The following is a 17,459-nucleotide window of genomic DNA, read 5'->3' on the forward strand; positions in this document are numbered from 1 at the left end:
TTAGAAGCTGTACTGGGCTCCAAGATAGGCAAACCGGCCGACACCACCGCCATATTCACTATCAAAGTTGCCGACGCCATGCTCGACATTATCGCCTGTGTAAGGAATAAACGGGCCTTGGTCGTCAAAAATATTATTTACCCCAGCAAATAGGCGCACGTCCTGATCCCCTTGCAATGAGAGGTTATAAGAAAGCGAAATATCATGGGTGATATAAGAGGGGTAATATAAATATTTTGGCTGCTCTGGATTTTCGACACAGCTATCATCGCCAGTGGCACAATTTGCGGCATTCTCGGCAAAGAGTTCGCGCATGTCTTCAACGCGGTCATGGCTATCAACGATGTCGCTTTTGTACTTGGTGGTCCAACGTACTCGTAAGTCTTCATAAGACCAAGTGAGTGAAGCGCGAGCTTTGTCGGTGAAAATGCCAGAATCTAGCTCACCATCGTAGCGATTGACCACCGTGCCGTCGTTACCTTCATAGGTAATGCTGTACTCGGTGACGTGGTTCCAATCGAGCTTTAAGCGCAGACTACCGTACTCGGGCAAGTCGTAACGGTAGTTGATGGCAATATCATAGCCCCGAGTACGCGTTTCGCTGAGGTTAAATACACGCTGCAAAATTTGTGTGATTTGACCATCACTGTCACGGGTAATGTCACCACAGAAACTATTATTCTCACCAAAGGGCACAGCAGCAGAAGCGTAGCACTCTTGGAGAATATCCTCATTACCAATTTGTTCGATGGAGTCACTGATTTGGATATCATAATAATCGAACGACATCCCTAAGTTAGGAGCGAAATCTGGCTGAATGGTTAATCCTAACGTGTAGGTGTCGGCGGTTTCTTCTTTGAGCAGTTCGTTACCGGTGTTAGGTGAGTAGCCGCTGTTTTCATCTTCAAACACGCCTTCGTTTGCAATCGCTTGGGCAATTCCCGCTTCTTGGCGACAGGCATCATGACCAAGCTCTGTGGAGGTTGCTGTTACGCCATCACAAATATCGCTGAAGCTATCAAAGTCACCGCGTGGTGGCGACATTAGCTCAGTAATGTTCGGGGCTCGCTGTGCTCGAGAGTAGTTGGCTCGAACCATATAACCTGAGGCTGGCACCCAGCTAAACCCTGCGCGGTAACTCGCCATGGTATCTATGCCTTCTGGGCTATAGTTGGCAATGCGTAGCGAGGTTTCTAAATCCAGAGATTTCGCTAAGGTTGTGTCTCTTAGTAAGGGGAGCGAGGCCTCGGCAAAGGCTTCATAGATATCCATATCACCTGAGAAGGTCGGCACTACGTTAAAGGTTACGCCGCCATACCGCTGCTCTTTATTGGTGATCACATCTTGGGTATCGCGGCGGTACTCAAAGCCAAAAGCAGTCGCCACTGGGCCAGCTGGCATCTCGAATAGATCGCCCGTCATATAGCCTTGCACGTTAAGCTGAGTAATATCTGTGGTGATCACAGGAGTGGCCCGGATCCAATCCGCCATCTCTGGTGTAATCGAGCCAATACCGAAAATATTCAGCGGTACACAGCCCTCGGCTCGTGCATCGGCATCTTTACATTGCACCGTGCCATCAGCCAGACGCTCAGAGGCGAGGGCTTGGCGTACACGCACGGTATTTAGCTCATTAAGGCGCTTTTGTTTTTGCTCAAAGGTGCCATAGCCTATTGAGACATCCCAGTCCCACTCATCATTAAAGGCTGTGCCTTTTAAGCCTGCCCAGCTACGAATCGTTTCTCGGCTGTTATCTGTGGTCACAGGGCCGACTTCGGCAAAGCGGCGGTCCCAGTTGATACGGCCTTTCGCATTATCGCGAATTTCATCGGGCAAGAAGGGGTTATCAAGCTCAATATAGCCCGGGCTAATTTCACCTGCAGCGCCCGTTAATGGGTCGAGAATAAGAGCATCTGCGCCTTCATATTCGTCCTCTGGCGATTTCACATTGCGGGAACCAGTTTTGCTGTATTGCACTTGCGCATAGCCGCGAACACTGTCATTCAAATCGTAATCAAATTTAAAGGCGGTTGCGAAGCGATCATTGGGGACCTTAATCTTATCGAACATCTCATAGTTGATACCATCGCGCTCTTCATTCCAGCCACTTTGTAAGCCATCAGCGGTGTAGTAGTAGCCTCCGTCAGCGGCATCTAACCCTTCTTCGAATACCCCGCCATAGGTACCATCGCTGCGCTCTCGCCAATCGGCTTGAGTGATGTCACGCATACATTGGTCACCATCGATGGTGTTCATGGCATTACACATTTTACTGGCGAGGTAATCATAACTGGCCTCAATCGCTGCTCGGTCACGGTCCTCCCAATTAATGCCAAATTGACGATCCCATGTGGCGCTAAAAAAGCCGTAGCCTTGGCCATCAGCAAAGGTAAAGCCATGCTCGGCATCTAGGGTAAATTCGTCGCCACCGCCTTCAGGCGTGGTGCCGCCGCGCACTTTAATTTCGCTGCCGACTTTATCTGTTTGGGTGATGATGTTAACCACCCCGGCTATGGCATCAGAGCCGTAGACAGCTGAAGCACCACCGGAAATGACTTCAACACGTTGAACCATACCGGAGGGGATGGTGCCCAGACTGATATAGTTGCCGCTGTAGCTGTTGGAGACAACGCGTCGGCCATCGATCAGGGTTAAGGTGCGGTCAGTGCCTAAGTCTCGTAGGTTTATGGTGGATAACCCGGTATTTTGTACACTAGATTGGCTGTTGGTGTTACTGAATGATTCACTGATCGCGGGTATTTGATCGACTAATATCTCAGATAATGAGCCAAGCCCAGTGTCGTTTAGTTCGTCTTTACCGACGCTGACAATGGGTGAAGGCGTGTCAAAATTGGTACGACGTAGTCGTGACCCAGTGACGATGATTTTTTCAACTTCTTCTGGCTGTTCAACGGTGGCGGGCGCAGCGTTATCTTGTCGCGCTACTTGTTGCTCGTTAGCCACTGCATAGCTGCTAAAACAGGCGCTAATTGCTGCCGCGACTAGACACTTTTTGAGTGGGGTTTTGGAGTAAGACACGATTGTTCCCTTTATTATTATATTCGAAGTGCTGCCGCAGCGTTTTAAACCAATAACTGGGGGGAAATCAGTTTGCCTGCGCGGCAGCGATGGGTCTTTAATTATGTGTAATATTACAGTGGTTAATTACATGTAACCGTTGTAATTTGATTGCTGACAACTAGCAAACAAGGGAGCCTCTTTTATCAACCTTTTTTATATCTATTAAATATCTATTCCTTAAAAATCATGTGCTTAATTTAATTTCTCGACCCTTTATCGCAAACGGCTTGGTTAACTAAAGTGAATCACTGTAGACTGCAAAAGTGGATATGTTGGCTTTTTGGGTTGTATAGAATTAGTGCAGTTTGGCAAGGAATTTTTAATAGGTGCGTGTCATATAGATGTAAGCCGTTGCATTATTACATGTGGGCAGAATAGTCATGCATTGCAGCCCAAATTCATGGAATTATTATGCTATCTAGCCGAGCGCTATCCTGAGCCTGTCAGTCGCGACGAGTTAATTGCGCATATTTGGCAAGGCAACGCCTATGTAGGCAAAAAAGCACTCACTAATGCTATCTGGCACCTGCGTAGTGCCTTTAAACAATGCGATGCGCAGCATGAATACATTGAAACATTGCGCAAAACGGGTTATCGCTTGTGTATTTCGCCGCAGACACAAGAGTCTAAGCAAGCACAGACAAAACCGCTTAAACGCTCGTTCGCTTTGATTTTCTTGGGGATTATGGCTCTGTCTGCGATCATTTTTTTCTGGTGGCCGCAACCGGCAGCTAAAATAGCGCAGGCGAGTAGCACTAAAATCACCGATGAGTTAGGGCGTGAACTCTTCCCCAGTGTATCGCCCGATGGTCAATGGCTGTTGTACTCGTGGCGCCGCCTTGGCCAACCCACCAACCTTTACAAACAAAGCTTATTAGCACCGGAGCAAAGTGCGCAGGCAATTACGCAAAGCCCGTATCGTGAAAGTCGTGGGGTATTTAGCGCTGATATGCATTCATTATTTTACTACCGTAAGGGTAAGGATATCGGCTGCCAAGTGGTGCAACATTCTTTGCTTAATAATAAGGTGCAGATATTGGATCAGTGTTTAAGTAAAGGCAGTGCTGATGTTGCTATCTCGAAAGATGGTCACACATTAGCGTATATCGGCTTAAGTGCCGACGGTACTACTAACATTGCTTATTTGCGTGATTTGCGCACCGGTAGCAAACGGCCTTTGAGCTGCACCCATGAGCCTTGCCAGTTTCGTGATGAAGCATTAGCTTTATCGCCGGATGCCTCGCAGGTGGTGGTCAGCCGCAACTATGACTCAGGCCATGAAGAGTTAGTATTGATCAATGCCACCAGCGGCGAGCAACAGCAACTCACATCAGGCTTTCTCGATGTGCGTGGTGTGGCATGGCATCCTTTGTTATCTCGGCTTACATTTTCTGTTATTGAACAAGGGCGTCGTCAAGGTTATCACTTGCATTTGCCCAGTGGACAGTTACAAGCCCTCGATTTACCTGGCTTTAGCTATCCGCATTATGGGCCAGATGGTGCCTTGTATTACCACCGTTGGCGCATTCCTAAATCGATTGTGAGATTAAGCCTAGACGCCGATGTGGCCTCAACTCCTTTCCCCTTGCTGCTAGGTGAACACAGTGTGCGCTACCCCGCATACAGCGAACAAGCCAAAAAAATAGTGTTTGTCTCCAATGAGTCAGGCTTTGATGAGCTATGGGGTGCCGATGTCGACGGCAGCAATCGCCGCCAACTCACGCATTTGCAGATGACCGCAGAGGACCCGAGCTGGTCTCATGATGGCCGCTATATTGCTTTTAATGCCTTCAGTGAACACAGTAATCATTTGTATATCTATGATATGCACAGTGGCCGCGCTCAGCAGCTAGAAGTGTCGCTTAATTATTTTGGGCGTCCTACGTGGTCTCTAGACAACCATCACCTTTATGTTTCTGACCAGAAGCAACTTTATAGTATTGATTTGAACACCCTGAGCGTGCAGGCGCTGACTCAAGATGGCGGCGCTTATGCAATGGCGATGGATGAGCAGACCTTGATATACGCCAAACCTCAAGGTAAGCGATTGTACTTACTTAACTTAAGCGATGGCACTTCGGCACCGCTGACCGAGGAGGTGCTCTTGTCGGGCGCCTACGGATGGCATTATCACAATGAAAAGGTGTACTTCTTTAAAGTTAATCGCGCCGATTATCGTATTAGTCGCTATGATATGGCCACGAATAAGGTGACCGATGTGATCAGGGTGCAAGAGCGCGGCTTCTCTCGTAATTTGGGAATGAGCTTTGTGCCGCACAAGAACTGGCTGCTGTACAGTGCCTATAAAGACCCGCAAATTGACATTATGGTATATCGCTAACGGCCAAAGGTAAGACGAGAACCGAATACTCGCCTCACCTGTCTTGGTCCGTATTACCCTTTACAGTATATATCTGGCTCAAGATCACGCACATCGACGCTGAGACAATCTGATTCGCGACAATAAGTGCGCAGACACTCTAATAAGTGATTGCTGAGTTGCTGTTTCTGCATGGGCGAGCGTCCCGCCATAATGTAAGCACAGATGTGAATGAAGCCCTCTTTGTTTTCGCCAAGTTGATAATGGCGATAGGCGATGGCTCGCGTCTTAATCGCATCTAATTCAAAGAGGCCACTGGAAAAGGTGGCTTGGTGTACTTTTTCTACCAGTACCTGGGGGAGTACAGGCAAATCTTCTGAGTGTTCTACAACAATGTGTGGCATGGCTGAACTCGTTAAAATCGCATACTAAATGCCAAGCTGGTATTGAATTGGTTTAGCACATCTCCATCAAAATGCCAGAGGCATTGATCATTTGGATCGTTGCTAATGGTGCAATTAAAGTCGCTGTCATTATTAATAATGGTCGCTAACCAGCGCACCTCGAACATAAGCTGAGCGTTGTCGGTGACATGATAGCCAGCGCCAGTGAATAACCCGGTGGCAAAGTAGGTATCGCTGCTTAACCATTCGGGGTCGACATTCGCGGCGCCAATTTGGGCCCCAAAGTAACCCGTTGTCGAGCTCGCTAGGGGATACTCTACGGCACTTTGAAACATATAGTGTTGAATATTTACTTGGCGCTCATTATTCCCTTGAATATCGCTCTTGTTGGCTGAGTAATAAAAGCCATAGCGAGCATCGGTAATGGTCCTATCGATACTAAAAGCAAAGTGATTGGCATCTTCAAGGTCGATATCGGCGCCTTCTTTGGTTTCTAAGCTTTGACTAAATGATTGACCGCCATAAAGGGTCACGGCTACATCGGCGGCAGCAACGCTGCTAAATAGGGTCGTGGCTAACAACAATGAGCGAGTGATCATAAGGGCTCTCCTTGAGCGTTAGTGTGACATCGATAGCTGAGCCATATCGCTGATGGCTATCATTTTTTACCCAAGTTGATATGCTTGCAGTTAACGACATAAGTTGCAATAAAAAATTACATGTTAAGTTGGTTAAAACCCTCGCCGTTACTGACCGAGAGCGAACAGCAGTGGCTGCTTGATGCCTTTTTATGGGCCTTCGAACATTTTGATGCGGATTACTTTCGCAATCACAGTCGCTTGGTGCAGCCCAGTAATGAATTTTTCCAGGGGCAAAGTAGCAGTACAGAGCAAATGGCGGCGCAAGTGTTTGCCCAAGTCAAAGCGCACAGTGGCTTGCAAAATTGGCCTATTCAATTACTCGGTTCAGGGCAGATGCCAGAGCAGCAATTTCCGCTGATGCGTTTCAGTGGTGCTTTACGAGGCGAGCAAGCGCACTGTGTTGAGCACAGTCATGCGATCTTTGTGTCTTATAACCCGCAGCAAATTAATCAACCTCAAGACTTAATCGCCAGTTATGCACAAGCATTTGCACGCATTATGATTTATCAGCGTGGGGTATTGCCACCAGGTGGCGAAGCCATGATAGGTGCCGCTACTGAGGTAGTGGCCAGCTTCTTTGGTTTTGGCGTGATGCTTAGCAACACCGTCTATCAGTTCCGTGGCGGCTGTGGCAAGTGTTATAACCCCTACGCTAATCGCGCCAGTGAACTTTCTGAGCAGCAACATGTGTTTTTACTGGCGTTATTTTGTTTTATCAAAGGGGAAAAGCAAGGCACCGCGCACTTGAAAGGACACTTGCGCAGTTATTATAAAAAAGCACACAAGATTATCAGCACACTGGCCAATCATAGTCCGAACCCGATGTTGCTATCCTTGCTGAGCAAGGAGCAAGTATGAGCTATTGGCCGGAATTTTTAGCGATTGCCAGTGCCCACTTCTTTGCCGTTGCCAGTCCCGGTCCTGACTTTGCCGTAGTACTGCGTCAAAGTGTGCGTTTTGGTCGCGATAATGCACTTATTACCAGCGCTGGGGTGGGCGCGGGTATTCTCGTACACATTATTTACTGCTTCGTAGGTGTGGCATTACTTATCTCGCAGGCACCTGATTTATTTAATTTACTTAAATACATGGCAGCCGCCTATTTGGCATACATGGGTATTCAGGCTTTACGTCACGCGAAACCGGGGCAAGTTGAGCAAGTTCACCCTACTACCACGCAGCCTACAGAGTCATTTATAGTGGCCTTTCGCCGTGGTTTTTTAACCAATGCGTTAAACCCCAAGGCAACGCTGTTTTTTTTATCGTTATTTACCCTAGTGATCTCAATCGACACGCCCAAATGGGTGCAACTTGGCTACGGGCTCTATATGGCACTGGCGACTTGGGCGTGGTTTTCTTTTTTATCCATTATGCTGACACGAGCACGAGTGCGCACATTCTTCCTTGCTAAGGGGTTTTGGTTTGACCGTGCCATCGGCGTAGTACTTCTACTATTAGCGACACAAGTGGTGCTTTTATGACACAGTTTTATTTTGCCTTTGGCTCAAATATGTCACTTCACCGTATTCGCGCTCGCCTGCCAGGGGCTGAGCGCATTGGCGTAGCAGAACTCAAAGGCCACCGTCTTGATTTTGATATGCTCAGTCTGGATGGTTCTGGAAAATGTACGATTCATCCCAGTGACGATGAATCCGTGTATGGGGTTGTGTGGCAATTAAGTGATCACGAACAAGGTATTTTGCACGATATCGAAGGGCCGCGTTATGACATTGAAACTCGCACGGTCACTCTTATCGACAGCAATGAACACGTGCAGGTGTTTTGCTACATTGCCAATACCTTAGATAAAGTTGCGCTGCCGTTTGATTGGTATGTTCAGCATGTGTATTACGGCGCCCGTGAAGCTCAGCTACCGGAGCATTATGTGAACGCTATTAAAACCAGGGCCAGCGTAGAGGATTTAAATCGCGAACGGCATTTACGGGAAACACAGATGTATAACAAGGAACAAAAATGAAACTGAAAACATTGTTAGCTTCGAGTGCGCTATTCGCCGCTCTGCACCTACCTAATTCGGCCTCGGCAGCGCTTGATAAAGATAAAATAACCGCCGCTATTGAGCACTCTATGGCCCGATTTGATGTGCCGGGTATGGCTGTGGCTGTCGTCGAAGATGGCGAAATGGTGTATGCCCAGGGTTTTGGTGTGCGCCATATTCAAAGCCAAGAGCCAGTGACTAGCGAGACCTTGTTTGGCATTGCCTCCAATACCAAAGCTTTTACCAGTGCGGCGCTCGCAATGCTGGTAGATGAAGGCAAGTTGGACTGGGATGATAAGGTGCAGACACATCTGCCGGAGTTTCGTTTGCACGATCCGTATGCATCGGCGCATATGACTATTCGCGACCTGTTGAGTCACCGTAGCGGATTGGGGCTTGGGCAGGGTGACTTAATGATTTGGCCAGACACCAATAAATCGGTGGCGGATATTCTCGCCGGGCTAAAGCATTTAAAACCAAAGTCGAGCTTTCGTAGTCAATATGCCTACAACAACTTAATGTTCGTTACCGCCGGTGAAGTGGTGGCGCGAGTCAGTGGTATGAGTTGGCAGGATTATATTGAACAGAAGATTCTCACACCGCTTGAGATGACCCGCTCACGCGCCGGTTTCTCGCGTATTGCACCAGATAATACTAACTATGCTACCGGGCACATTCCTTTAGATGGCAAGCTGCACCCGTTTTTTGTCAACTACCTTGAAGACTTCCGTGGTGCTGGCGCAATAGCTTCTAATGTTGAAGAGATGAGTTCGTGGTTAAATACTCAGCTCAATGGCGGCACAATGGCTAATGGCGAGCAACTTTTCAGTGAAAAGCAGCAACGTGAGATGTGGTTACCGCATATTAACCGCGCCGTGTCGAAAAAAGCCTTTGCCGACTCGCGTCGTCAATTCAGTGGCTATGGTTTAGGGTGGTCGATTGTTGACTATCACGGTTACAAGCGTGTTGGCCATGGTGGCGGTATTCTTGGCATGGTCTCTCAGGTTTCTTTGATCCCTGAAGAAAAGCTCGGTGTTGTGGTGTTATCAAACCAGCAGGCGTTTTCGGCTTTATCAGCGGTGACCGAGGAAATTTTTGAGCAAGCGCTGGAGCTAGAAGATAAAGACTGGGTCGAAATTTACGCTGAACAGCACTTTAGCCGCAAGGAAAAAGCCTATGCTTCAGCTAAACCAGCCATGGTGGAAGATTACCAACAGGCATTGCCTAATCATTATTATACCGGCACTTTGCACGATGCTTGGTACGGCGATGTGATTATCGAAGAAGTGAGCGGCACGTTGCGTATCGATTTTACCCATACTAAACGCTTAAAAGGGCAGCTCAAGCATCACAGTGGCAACACCTTTATCGTTAAGTGGGACGAGCCATTGCTTGAAGCCGATGCTTTTATCGAATTTACCATGGGTAGCGATAATACGCTAAAGTCAGCCTCTATGCGTGCGGTGGCACCACAGGTGACAGACTTTAGCTTCGACTTCCGTAATTTAGATTTACGAGCCACAGAGCAGTAAAACCGTGATAATAAGGCACCTAAGGGTGCCTTGTTCATTATAAGACTAAAGGAGAAAAGCGCATTGATGCGAGCTTGTTTACTATATAGGCTCCATGTAATTGCCTAAACCGCTTATGTCTCGAATCGCTGTTATTACTCACCCCGCATGTCGCCGTCACGAAATGGGCAGTGAACATCCTGAGTCACCGGAGCGCCTTGATGTTATCTCTGATCGTTTACTTGCTAGCAGCCTGGACTTAGAAGTGCGGCAGCTGCAAGCACGTGGGGCGCAACGTCAAGATTATCTGCGGGTTCACAGTGAGCGCTTAGTGCATGAGGTAGAGCAGCACATACCTGATATTGGCTACGCCGATTTAGATGGCGATACGCGTCTGTGTCCACAAACCCTTCATGCTATTGAGCGAGCCGTCGGCGCTGGACTCACGGCGGTAGACGAAATTCTCGCCGGGCATATCGATGCTGGTTTTTGTGCGGTGCGTCCACCGGGGCATCATGCCAGCGAAGATCGCAGCGCCGGGTTTTGTATTTTCAATAACCTGGCAATCGCTGTACGCTATGCGCAGTCACTGGGTATTGAACGTATAGCGGTATTGGATATTGATGTTCACCATGGTGATGGTACTCAGAGTATTTTTAGCGACGACGATTCGGTGTTGTTGTGCTCGCTGTTCCAACGGCCTTTATACCCAGACCCCGAACTCATCGCGCGCGATAACCTAGTGCAATCACCACTGCCGCCTGCCAGTGATGGCCAAGCATTGCGCGAAGTGGTTGCGCAGCAGTGGCTGCCAAGGCTGCAAGAATTTAAACCCCAGCTTATCTTCGTCTCTGCGGGCTTTGATGCGCATTTAGAAGATGATATGTCGGCGCTGAAATTTGTCGAGCAAGACTACGGCTGGTTTAGTCAATGCATTAGTGAGTTTGCACAAAGTCATGACGTGAAAGGGGTGGTGTCTTTTTTAGAAGGGGGTTATCACCTCTCTGCTTTATCTCGCAGCGTTGAGCATTATCTACGAGGCCAGCTGGGTTAATCGACGAACTTCCACACTTGGCTTTCATCACCAAGCCTTAGCTTGCTAACACAACATTCGCCTTCGCCAATCAGGTAAGCTTTTAACGCCTGCTGTAACATCGGCCACTGGCGCTCAATGCGCTGCCCGGACACATCAAAATACTGCTGGTGAGCATCAACAATAAACAGCACCTGAGCACTGTTGCAAAGGTGTGCCAGTTCGCTGGCGCTATCACAACGGGTCAGGTGAGCGGCTTCAACGGCCAGTACGGGAAAGTGAAAGTTGGTCATTTTTTGTTTTATGTCAAATTGTGCAATGCAGTGATTGTCTAGTATAGCCATGTTACAACCTCTAGGAATGGCTATGCAACTGAGCACTCGTGACTACAAAGTAAAAGACGCCAAGCTATCGGCGTTGCACTTTTGTATGCCTCACCAGCCAGCCATTGCTGTTATCAAGCTCATGCGCACCCACAATGTCAGTGCGATTGCCATTCGTGATAAAAATAAGGTGATCGGAATTTGGACTGAGTCGGATTGTGTTCGTGCGCAAGCGCACAATGGTGATGTTTTACGCCAACCCATTCGTACCTTAATGTCGACTCCAGTGCATACGATTAGTGATGATAGTGCGCTTAATGACGCCGCCAATAAATGTGCAACCTTGGCGATTCGTCACTTAATTGTGGTTGCTGACGACGATACCCCCTTAGGGCTGTTGTCATTGGCTGATATTGTCGGCAATCAGGGGTTGGATCATTACCTTAATCTAAAATTGATTGGCGATCATTTTGATCACCGTGTGCCCAAAGTGCAAGGCAGCGACAATGCTCGGGTCGTAGCCCAACACATGGCGAAGTCGAATACCCATGCGGTGCTGGTGGAGCAGCAACAGCACGTGGGTATTATTACTGCTACGGATGTGCTGGAAATGATGCTCGCGGCACAGGGACAATGCTGTTGGCCCTTTGCCAGTAAAGAGCTGGTCACTGTAAGTTGTGAAGATACCTTGCTGCATGCTTATCGGTTATTGCACCAACATGGTATTCGTCATTTGCTTGTCACAGCGAGCAAAGAGTCGCAGCGAGTAAAGGGGGTGCTCACCCTCAAGCATATCAATACCGAAATTGAGTCTGCTTATTTAAGTGAATTGGAAGCGGTATTGGCTGAGCGCGATTGTGCGTTGCAGGCCTCGCAAAAAGATTTGTATTTAGCAAATAAAATTATTGCCGCTTCCCTAGATGGCATCATGATCACCGATGCTCAGGGAACGATTCTACAAGTTAACCCTGCTTTTACTCGACTAACTGGTTATAGCGCTGAAGAAGTACTAGGCAAGACCCCGCGAATATTGAGCTCTGGCACTCATGATCGCAGTTTTTACCAGGCGATGTGGCAGAGTTTATCGCAGCAGGGGGTATGGCAAGGCGAGATTTGTAATCGCCGTAAAGACGGCGACACCTATGTTGAGTGGCTCACCATCATTGAGATTAAAGATAAGCAAGACAGCGATTTAGTCTATGCGGGGATCTTTACCGATATAACTGAGCGCAAAGCATCGGAGCGCAAAATCACTAAGCTTGCTTACTTTGATGACCTGACCGGGCTGCCGAATCGACGCTTGTTTAAAGACCGGCTCAGTGTCGCCCTCGCGCACGGTCAGCGGCAACATCAGCGCTTAGCCATTATGTTTATCGACTTAGACCACTTTAAAGGCGTCAATGACAGCCTTGGTCACAGTGTTGGCGATGAGCTGCTAAAGCAAGTGGCGAAGCGATTACAACGCTGTGTGCGCAGTGGCGATACCCTAGCACGTTTGGGGGGCGATGAGTTTACCTTACTGCTTAACGAGGTAGCGGATATCGATGAGGTGATCGCCTGTGCAGAGAAAGTGTTGGCTCAATTTAAGCCCTCCTTTTCGTTGGCAGGCCAAGCCATCACCATTACTACATCAATAGGTATTGCTATTTACCCTGATGATGGTGAGAGCATGGAAACCTTGCTAAAGCATGCTGATGTTGCGATGTACCGCTCTAAAGACTTAGGTAGAAACTCTTATCAGCTGTTTAAAGCGACCATGAATGCCCGCTCTTTGGAGCGCCTAACCATGAGCAGTCGAATTAAACAGGCGCTGGTCAATGATGAGTTTGAATTGTTTTTACAGCCTATTGTCGATTGCCAAACAACGCAGTTGTGTGGTGCTGAGGCTTTACTGCGATGGCAAGATCCGCAACTGGGCATGGTGGCACCGGGACAATTTATTCCACTGGCCGAGGAGCTCGGATTGATCATTGATATTGATAAATGGGTGATCACTCGAAGCTGCGCGCTGCTTGCCCAGTGGCAACAGCAAACACACTTTAGTGGCACTTTATCAATTAACTTGTCAGCGGCGCACTTATGTCACCATGATTTAGTCGATACCGTGACAGCGGCTATCAATGAGCATGGAGTGAGTGCCGAGCAACTGGAAATTGAAATTACCGAAAGTAGCTTCATTAGCTCTTTTAGCCAAGCACGGGAAGTATTGTTAGCGCTCAAATTATTAGGAGTAAAAGTGGCTTTGGATGACTTTGGCACCGGCTATTCGGCGCTTAGTTATTTGACCAAGTTACCGATTGATAAGCTCAAGGTTGATTCTAGCTTTATTGCTAAAGTGCCGGATGAATACGGCAATAGCGAAATTGTCAGCGCCATTATTGCCATGGCCTCTAGTCTGAACTTGTTGGTGGTTGCCGAAGGGGTGGAGAAGCCTTGCCAACACCAGTTTTTACAAGGCTTAGCCTGTGATTACGTGCAAGGCTTTTTACTTGGTGAGCCTTGCAGTATCACAGATTTTAATAATCGCTATGTTTATCCGTGCGCTACTTCTACTTCGTAAGCGCCAAATTTGCGAATATTAATTACACCCGTATCTAAAATTAAGTACTGGCCTTTAATTCCTTGTAGTACACCACTGACCTGAGGGTTCTTATCAAAGTTAAAGGAACTGACTTTGCTTGGATAATCTTGTACTGGGTAGTTAATTTCTACCACCTCTTCGTCGAGCAGTTCCACTGCGGTGGCTCCGAAGAGCTCAGCCAGCTCATCTAATTTGTGCTGAATTTGTGGCACTAACTCATCGCGCGCCGCTTTCAAGTCAACATCGACGCTCGTGCCTTTTAGCATATTGCGCCAATTGGTTTTATCGGCAATAAAATCAGCGAGAGCAACCTCGACTAAGCCAGACTGTAGGCGGGTTTGCACCTTAAAAATAGGCAGCGCAGCGGTCGCACCTTGATCTATCCAGCGAGTGGGGATTTGTGTATGGCGAGTAATACCCACTTTAAGCCCTGAGGTGTTAGCCAAGTAGACATAGTGCGGGATCATACAGTTTTCCTCACCCCACTGTGGCTCGCGGCAGGTGCCTTGGTCATAGTGGCAGGTTTCCGGCTTCATAATACACATGTCGCAGCTAGCGAGCTTGCGCATACATACGAAGCAGTGACCTTGTGAGTAGCTCTTCTTGGTTTTTTTGCCGCAGTTTTTACAAAAGATATTGCCGGTGTGAGTTAAGGTAATGGGCTGACCCATTAACTCATTCAATGACAGCAGTTCGTCACCGACAGGTAGCTGGTAATGTACGCCGTCGCTATCACTTAGCGCGGCTTTCATTTTATTTAGTGTGCCTAGCATTTAACGCCCCAATGTTAAAAGTCAGCGCGTATGGTAGCAAACCTAGGCTAGACTGTCGTTGCTCCATTGCTTGTGCTGCTGTAGCCATGCGTTGTAATCGGCAATAATCATGGGTTTAGCATACAAATAGCCTTGTGCCGTATCCGCACCATAATGGCGTAGCAAGTGAGCAATTTCTTGCGTTTCAACGCCCTCAGCAGTGACCTTTAAACCTAGGTTATGGGCCATCATAATAGTCGTGTTTACAATCGCTTGATGGTGTTGAGAATGCGCCAATGACATAACAAAGTATTTATCAATTTTAAGCTCCGCGAAGGCGTATTTAACGAGATACTCGAGCGATGAGTAGCCAGTACCATAATCATCCAACACGACCTTGACCCCCAACTCAGCAAGCCTAGCAATAAGGGCTTTAAGCGCTTCTGGATCATCAACAAGGGCTGACTCTGTCAGTTCCAGTTTCAGCTGTGTCGGGGCCACCCCATGCTCATTAAGGATATCAGCAAGCTTGTGGGTAAAATCTGCAATATGTATGTCTCGGGCACTGAGGTTGACAGATATACGCTGCCCTTGCCACAGCACTCCTTGCGCAGCGATATCTCTGCAGGCGCAATTAAGAATCCACAGGGTCAGCTGATTGATCAACCCCGTTTGCTCTGCCAAATGAATAATATCTTCAACGGTAAAATCACGGCTTTGTTGTTGGGGCCAGCGCAGCAGCGCTTCAGCGCCGCATACTTGCAGAGTTTGCAGATTAAGCTGCGGCTGGTAATAAAGGCACAATTCATTGTTGTGCATGGCTTGCTGCAGTGCAGTGGCGCGTTGTAACTGGCTGACATCGTTGTTGTCATCCACTGAGAATATACGATGCCGGCCAGCAGGGGCTTTTTGTACGCACTGGCAAGCTTGCTCTATTAGCTGTTTAAAAGGCTGTGAGCTTTGCTCAGCAGCGACAGTGGCAAGAATGTAACTGGGCTTAAGGCGTAAATCGGCCACACTCAACTCGGCCTGTAACTGGCTAAGCAAGTGCGGCAGTCGCTGATGCTCGAGTGTTGCCGCAGGCTCTGCGCTGAGCACTGCTAAGCAGCCGTTGTTAAGCTCAGCCACGGTTTCTTTGCTGCTTGAGTGAATGCGATAACAGCGAAGCGCCTTAGCGTGTTCACTGAGCGTTGCTGCAATACTTTTGAGCAGTTGCGAGCTACTTTCGATGCCAATGGTCTTCTGTAGGTTTTGAAAGTTCGCCATATGCACGATACACAGTGTGAAACTGCGACGTTGATTTTGTAGTTGCGCAATCCGGCGCATCAAGGTGGTGTAGGTCAGTAAGCCACTGTGGCTATTATGGATGGCGTAATACAGTGATTTCTTACGTTGATAGCGTACTCTATCGGCCAGTGCCAGGGCCATCAGGGTAATTTCAATTAAGCTGCCAAATAAAAAAGCATGACGGGTTAGATAGCTGTATTCAATAACACCGGTCAATTCTAACGGCTGGATGGCGGCGGCACATAACAACGGAAACCACGAAAGCACGTAATATTTAGCCCACCGAAAACCACTGATGAGCTTTTTGAAAATTAGCCAGAAGCAAATGATATACAGCCCCGGCATGGTCATAAAAAATATCGGTGCGCTATAAAATTCCGGTAAAAACAGGCTGAGCACGCACAACAACAGCAAAAGCTGCAAATAACCTAGCGCCACGCGATACGGCTTGCCTCGGTCTTTGTGATAACGCAAAAACATAATGCAAAACCCCAGCGTGGTAATGGCAATGGCGTAGTTAAATAAAATGACTTGGTGGTGAAACCATTGCTGCCATGACGTGGGCCATAAATAAAAGCCATAGCCGAGCACGATGCCGAGCAAGGTCATCACCGCAAGAATATAGCCCACATAGAGCAAATACACGCGATCGCGAATGCTGAAGTATAAAATCAAGTTATACAGCGCGGTCATTAATAACACGCCAACATATACGCTCCACAACGAGAAAGTACTGCGGCTAAGCTCAAAAAAGGTCTGTTCGGAGTAAAGGTTGACTGGGGTTTTGCTTATGCCTGTGGTGTGTATACCAATAACCAGAGTATGTTGTTGTTGCGCCTGCAAAGTAAATGCATAGTGGGGCAGGGCATATTCAAGCTGGCTTAAATTGCGGCGGTGGTCGCCCAATTGCACGCTATGTTGCACTTGGCCTGCTTCATCAAGGTGATACACGAGCAAATTGTCGACCATGGGGTTATCAAAGCGGGCAACAAGCGATCTTGGCTCTGCTTGATTGTTGGTGATAGTTAAACGTAGCCAATATTGCTGTGTACCAAATTGCCAAGGAACTTGCCGCCATGACCCTGCAGTGAAGTCATCAAAATGCTTTTCATGAAGCGCTGAAAATGTGACCGCTTGCGGGAGCACTATATAACTTGGCTCCACTGTTAACCCTGGTTCATCGCCCAGGCTGTGGGGTGAAGACTGAGTAATATTGGCGGCTAACACACCGGCGATAAGCACTAGGGTGGCGAGCAAACAAGCAGCAAGTACGTTAAATAAATCCAGCCGTGGCAACAAAATGCAATACTTTCTTCTAATTTAGATGGTCAAAGTGTAGCAAAGCACAGAAAAATGGACGGATTAACGCCCAGTTACTTTGCGGTACCAGGAGTTTAGGTAGATGCAAAGGTAGAGGTGTTTACACTGGGCTACGATAACGCTTGATACTAGTTACAGTGAAGTAAGTGAATAGGGAAGCGTCTAGTGAGGAGACAATCAAACTGGCGAAGAACGAGCGCAAGTCGA

At 47.9% G+C, this 17,459-nt stretch carries 13 protein-coding genes; 7 read left to right on the plus strand and 6 right to left on the minus strand.

What is annotated here, in order from left to right:
* Positions 1-3,039, minus strand: coding sequence for a TonB-dependent receptor (locus tag MHM89_RS08250; RefSeq protein WP_239408576.1), 3,039 nt, complete (start codon positions 3,037-3,039; stop codon positions 1-3).
* Positions 3,040-3,379: 340 nt separating this feature from the next.
* On the opposite strand from MHM89_RS08250, the gene MHM89_RS08255 reads away from it, so the two are divergent.
* Entirely contained in the window at positions 3,380-5,422 is a 2,043-nt protein-coding gene (locus MHM89_RS08255; RefSeq protein WP_343224225.1) for a winged helix-turn-helix domain-containing protein, read from the plus strand.
* 53 nt (positions 5,423-5,475) lie between these two features.
* Here the strand turns inward: MHM89_RS08255 and MHM89_RS08260 are convergent, their stop codons facing one another.
* On the minus strand, positions 5,476-5,805 hold the full coding sequence (locus tag MHM89_RS08260; RefSeq protein WP_022945896.1) for a 5-carboxymethyl-2-hydroxymuconate Delta-isomerase: 330 nt from the start codon (positions 5,803-5,805) through the stop codon (positions 5,476-5,478).
* A gap of 11 nt (positions 5,806-5,816) precedes the next feature.
* Entirely contained in the window at positions 5,817-6,404 is a 588-nt protein-coding gene (locus tag MHM89_RS08265) for an outer membrane beta-barrel protein (protein WP_022945895.1), read from the minus strand.
* Between the two features lie 120 nt (positions 6,405-6,524).
* Here MHM89_RS08265 and MHM89_RS08270 point away from each other — a divergent pair, with 120 nt between their 5' ends.
* The 5 genes from MHM89_RS08270 to MHM89_RS08290 all read left to right on the plus strand — a co-directional run bounded on the left by MHM89_RS08270 (position 6,525) and on the right by MHM89_RS08290 (position 11,010).
* On the plus strand, positions 6,525-7,304 hold the full coding sequence (locus MHM89_RS08270; RefSeq protein WP_239408578.1) for a hypothetical protein: 780 nt from the start codon (positions 6,525-6,527) through the stop codon (positions 7,302-7,304).
* Positions 7,301-7,927 (plus strand): LysE family transporter, encoded by a 627-nt coding sequence (locus MHM89_RS08275; RefSeq protein ID WP_239408579.1) that lies wholly within the window; start codon positions 7,301-7,303, stop codon positions 7,925-7,927. Before MHM89_RS08270 ends, MHM89_RS08275 begins: the two co-directional genes overlap by 4 nt.
* Positions 7,924-8,424, plus strand: coding sequence for a gamma-glutamylcyclotransferase family protein (locus MHM89_RS08280; protein WP_022945892.1), 501 nt, complete (start codon positions 7,924-7,926; stop codon positions 8,422-8,424). Before MHM89_RS08275 ends, MHM89_RS08280 begins: the two co-directional genes overlap by 4 nt.
* Positions 8,421-9,977 (plus strand): serine hydrolase, encoded by a 1,557-nt coding sequence (locus MHM89_RS08285; RefSeq protein WP_239408580.1) that lies wholly within the window; start codon positions 8,421-8,423, stop codon positions 9,975-9,977. The genes MHM89_RS08280 and MHM89_RS08285 overlap by 4 nt, the downstream gene beginning before the upstream one ends.
* A gap of 115 nt (positions 9,978-10,092) precedes the next feature.
* Positions 10,093-11,010 carry a histone deacetylase family protein gene (locus MHM89_RS08290; protein WP_239408581.1) on the plus strand — a complete coding sequence of 306 codons (918 nt, stop codon included), beginning with the start codon at positions 10,093-10,095 and terminating at the stop codon, positions 11,008-11,010.
* Here MHM89_RS08290 and MHM89_RS08295 read toward each other — a convergent pair.
* A complete protein-coding gene (locus tag MHM89_RS08295; protein WP_053910054.1) occupies positions 11,007-11,333 on the minus strand; it encodes a hypothetical protein in 327 nt (108 codons plus the stop codon). The two genes, MHM89_RS08290 and MHM89_RS08295, sit on opposite strands and share 4 nt — an antisense overlap.
* A gap of 22 nt (positions 11,334-11,355) precedes the next feature.
* Here MHM89_RS08295 and MHM89_RS08300 point away from each other — a divergent pair, with 22 nt between their 5' ends.
* Entirely contained in the window at positions 11,356-13,872 is a 2,517-nt protein-coding gene (locus tag MHM89_RS08300) for an EAL domain-containing protein (protein WP_239408582.1), read from the plus strand.
* Here MHM89_RS08300 and MHM89_RS08305 read toward each other — a convergent pair.
* Together MHM89_RS08305 and MHM89_RS08310 are read right to left on the minus strand one after the other, a co-directional pair.
* Entirely contained in the window at positions 13,845-14,666 is an 822-nt protein-coding gene (locus tag MHM89_RS08305) for a DUF2797 domain-containing protein (RefSeq protein ID WP_022946777.1), read from the minus strand. The genes MHM89_RS08300 and MHM89_RS08305 overlap by 28 nt on opposite strands.
* Positions 14,667-14,708: 42 nt before the next feature.
* Positions 14,709-17,231 (minus strand): EAL domain-containing protein, encoded by a 2,523-nt coding sequence (locus tag MHM89_RS08310; RefSeq protein WP_239408583.1) that lies wholly within the window; start codon positions 17,229-17,231, stop codon positions 14,709-14,711.
* Positions 17,232-17,459: the final 228 nt, after the last annotated feature.

The sequence above is a fragment of the Pseudoalteromonas sp. CNC9-20 genome (assembly GCF_022347875.1).
Classification (GTDB): Bacteria; Pseudomonadota; Gammaproteobacteria; order Enterobacterales; family Alteromonadaceae; genus Pseudoalteromonas; species Pseudoalteromonas ruthenica.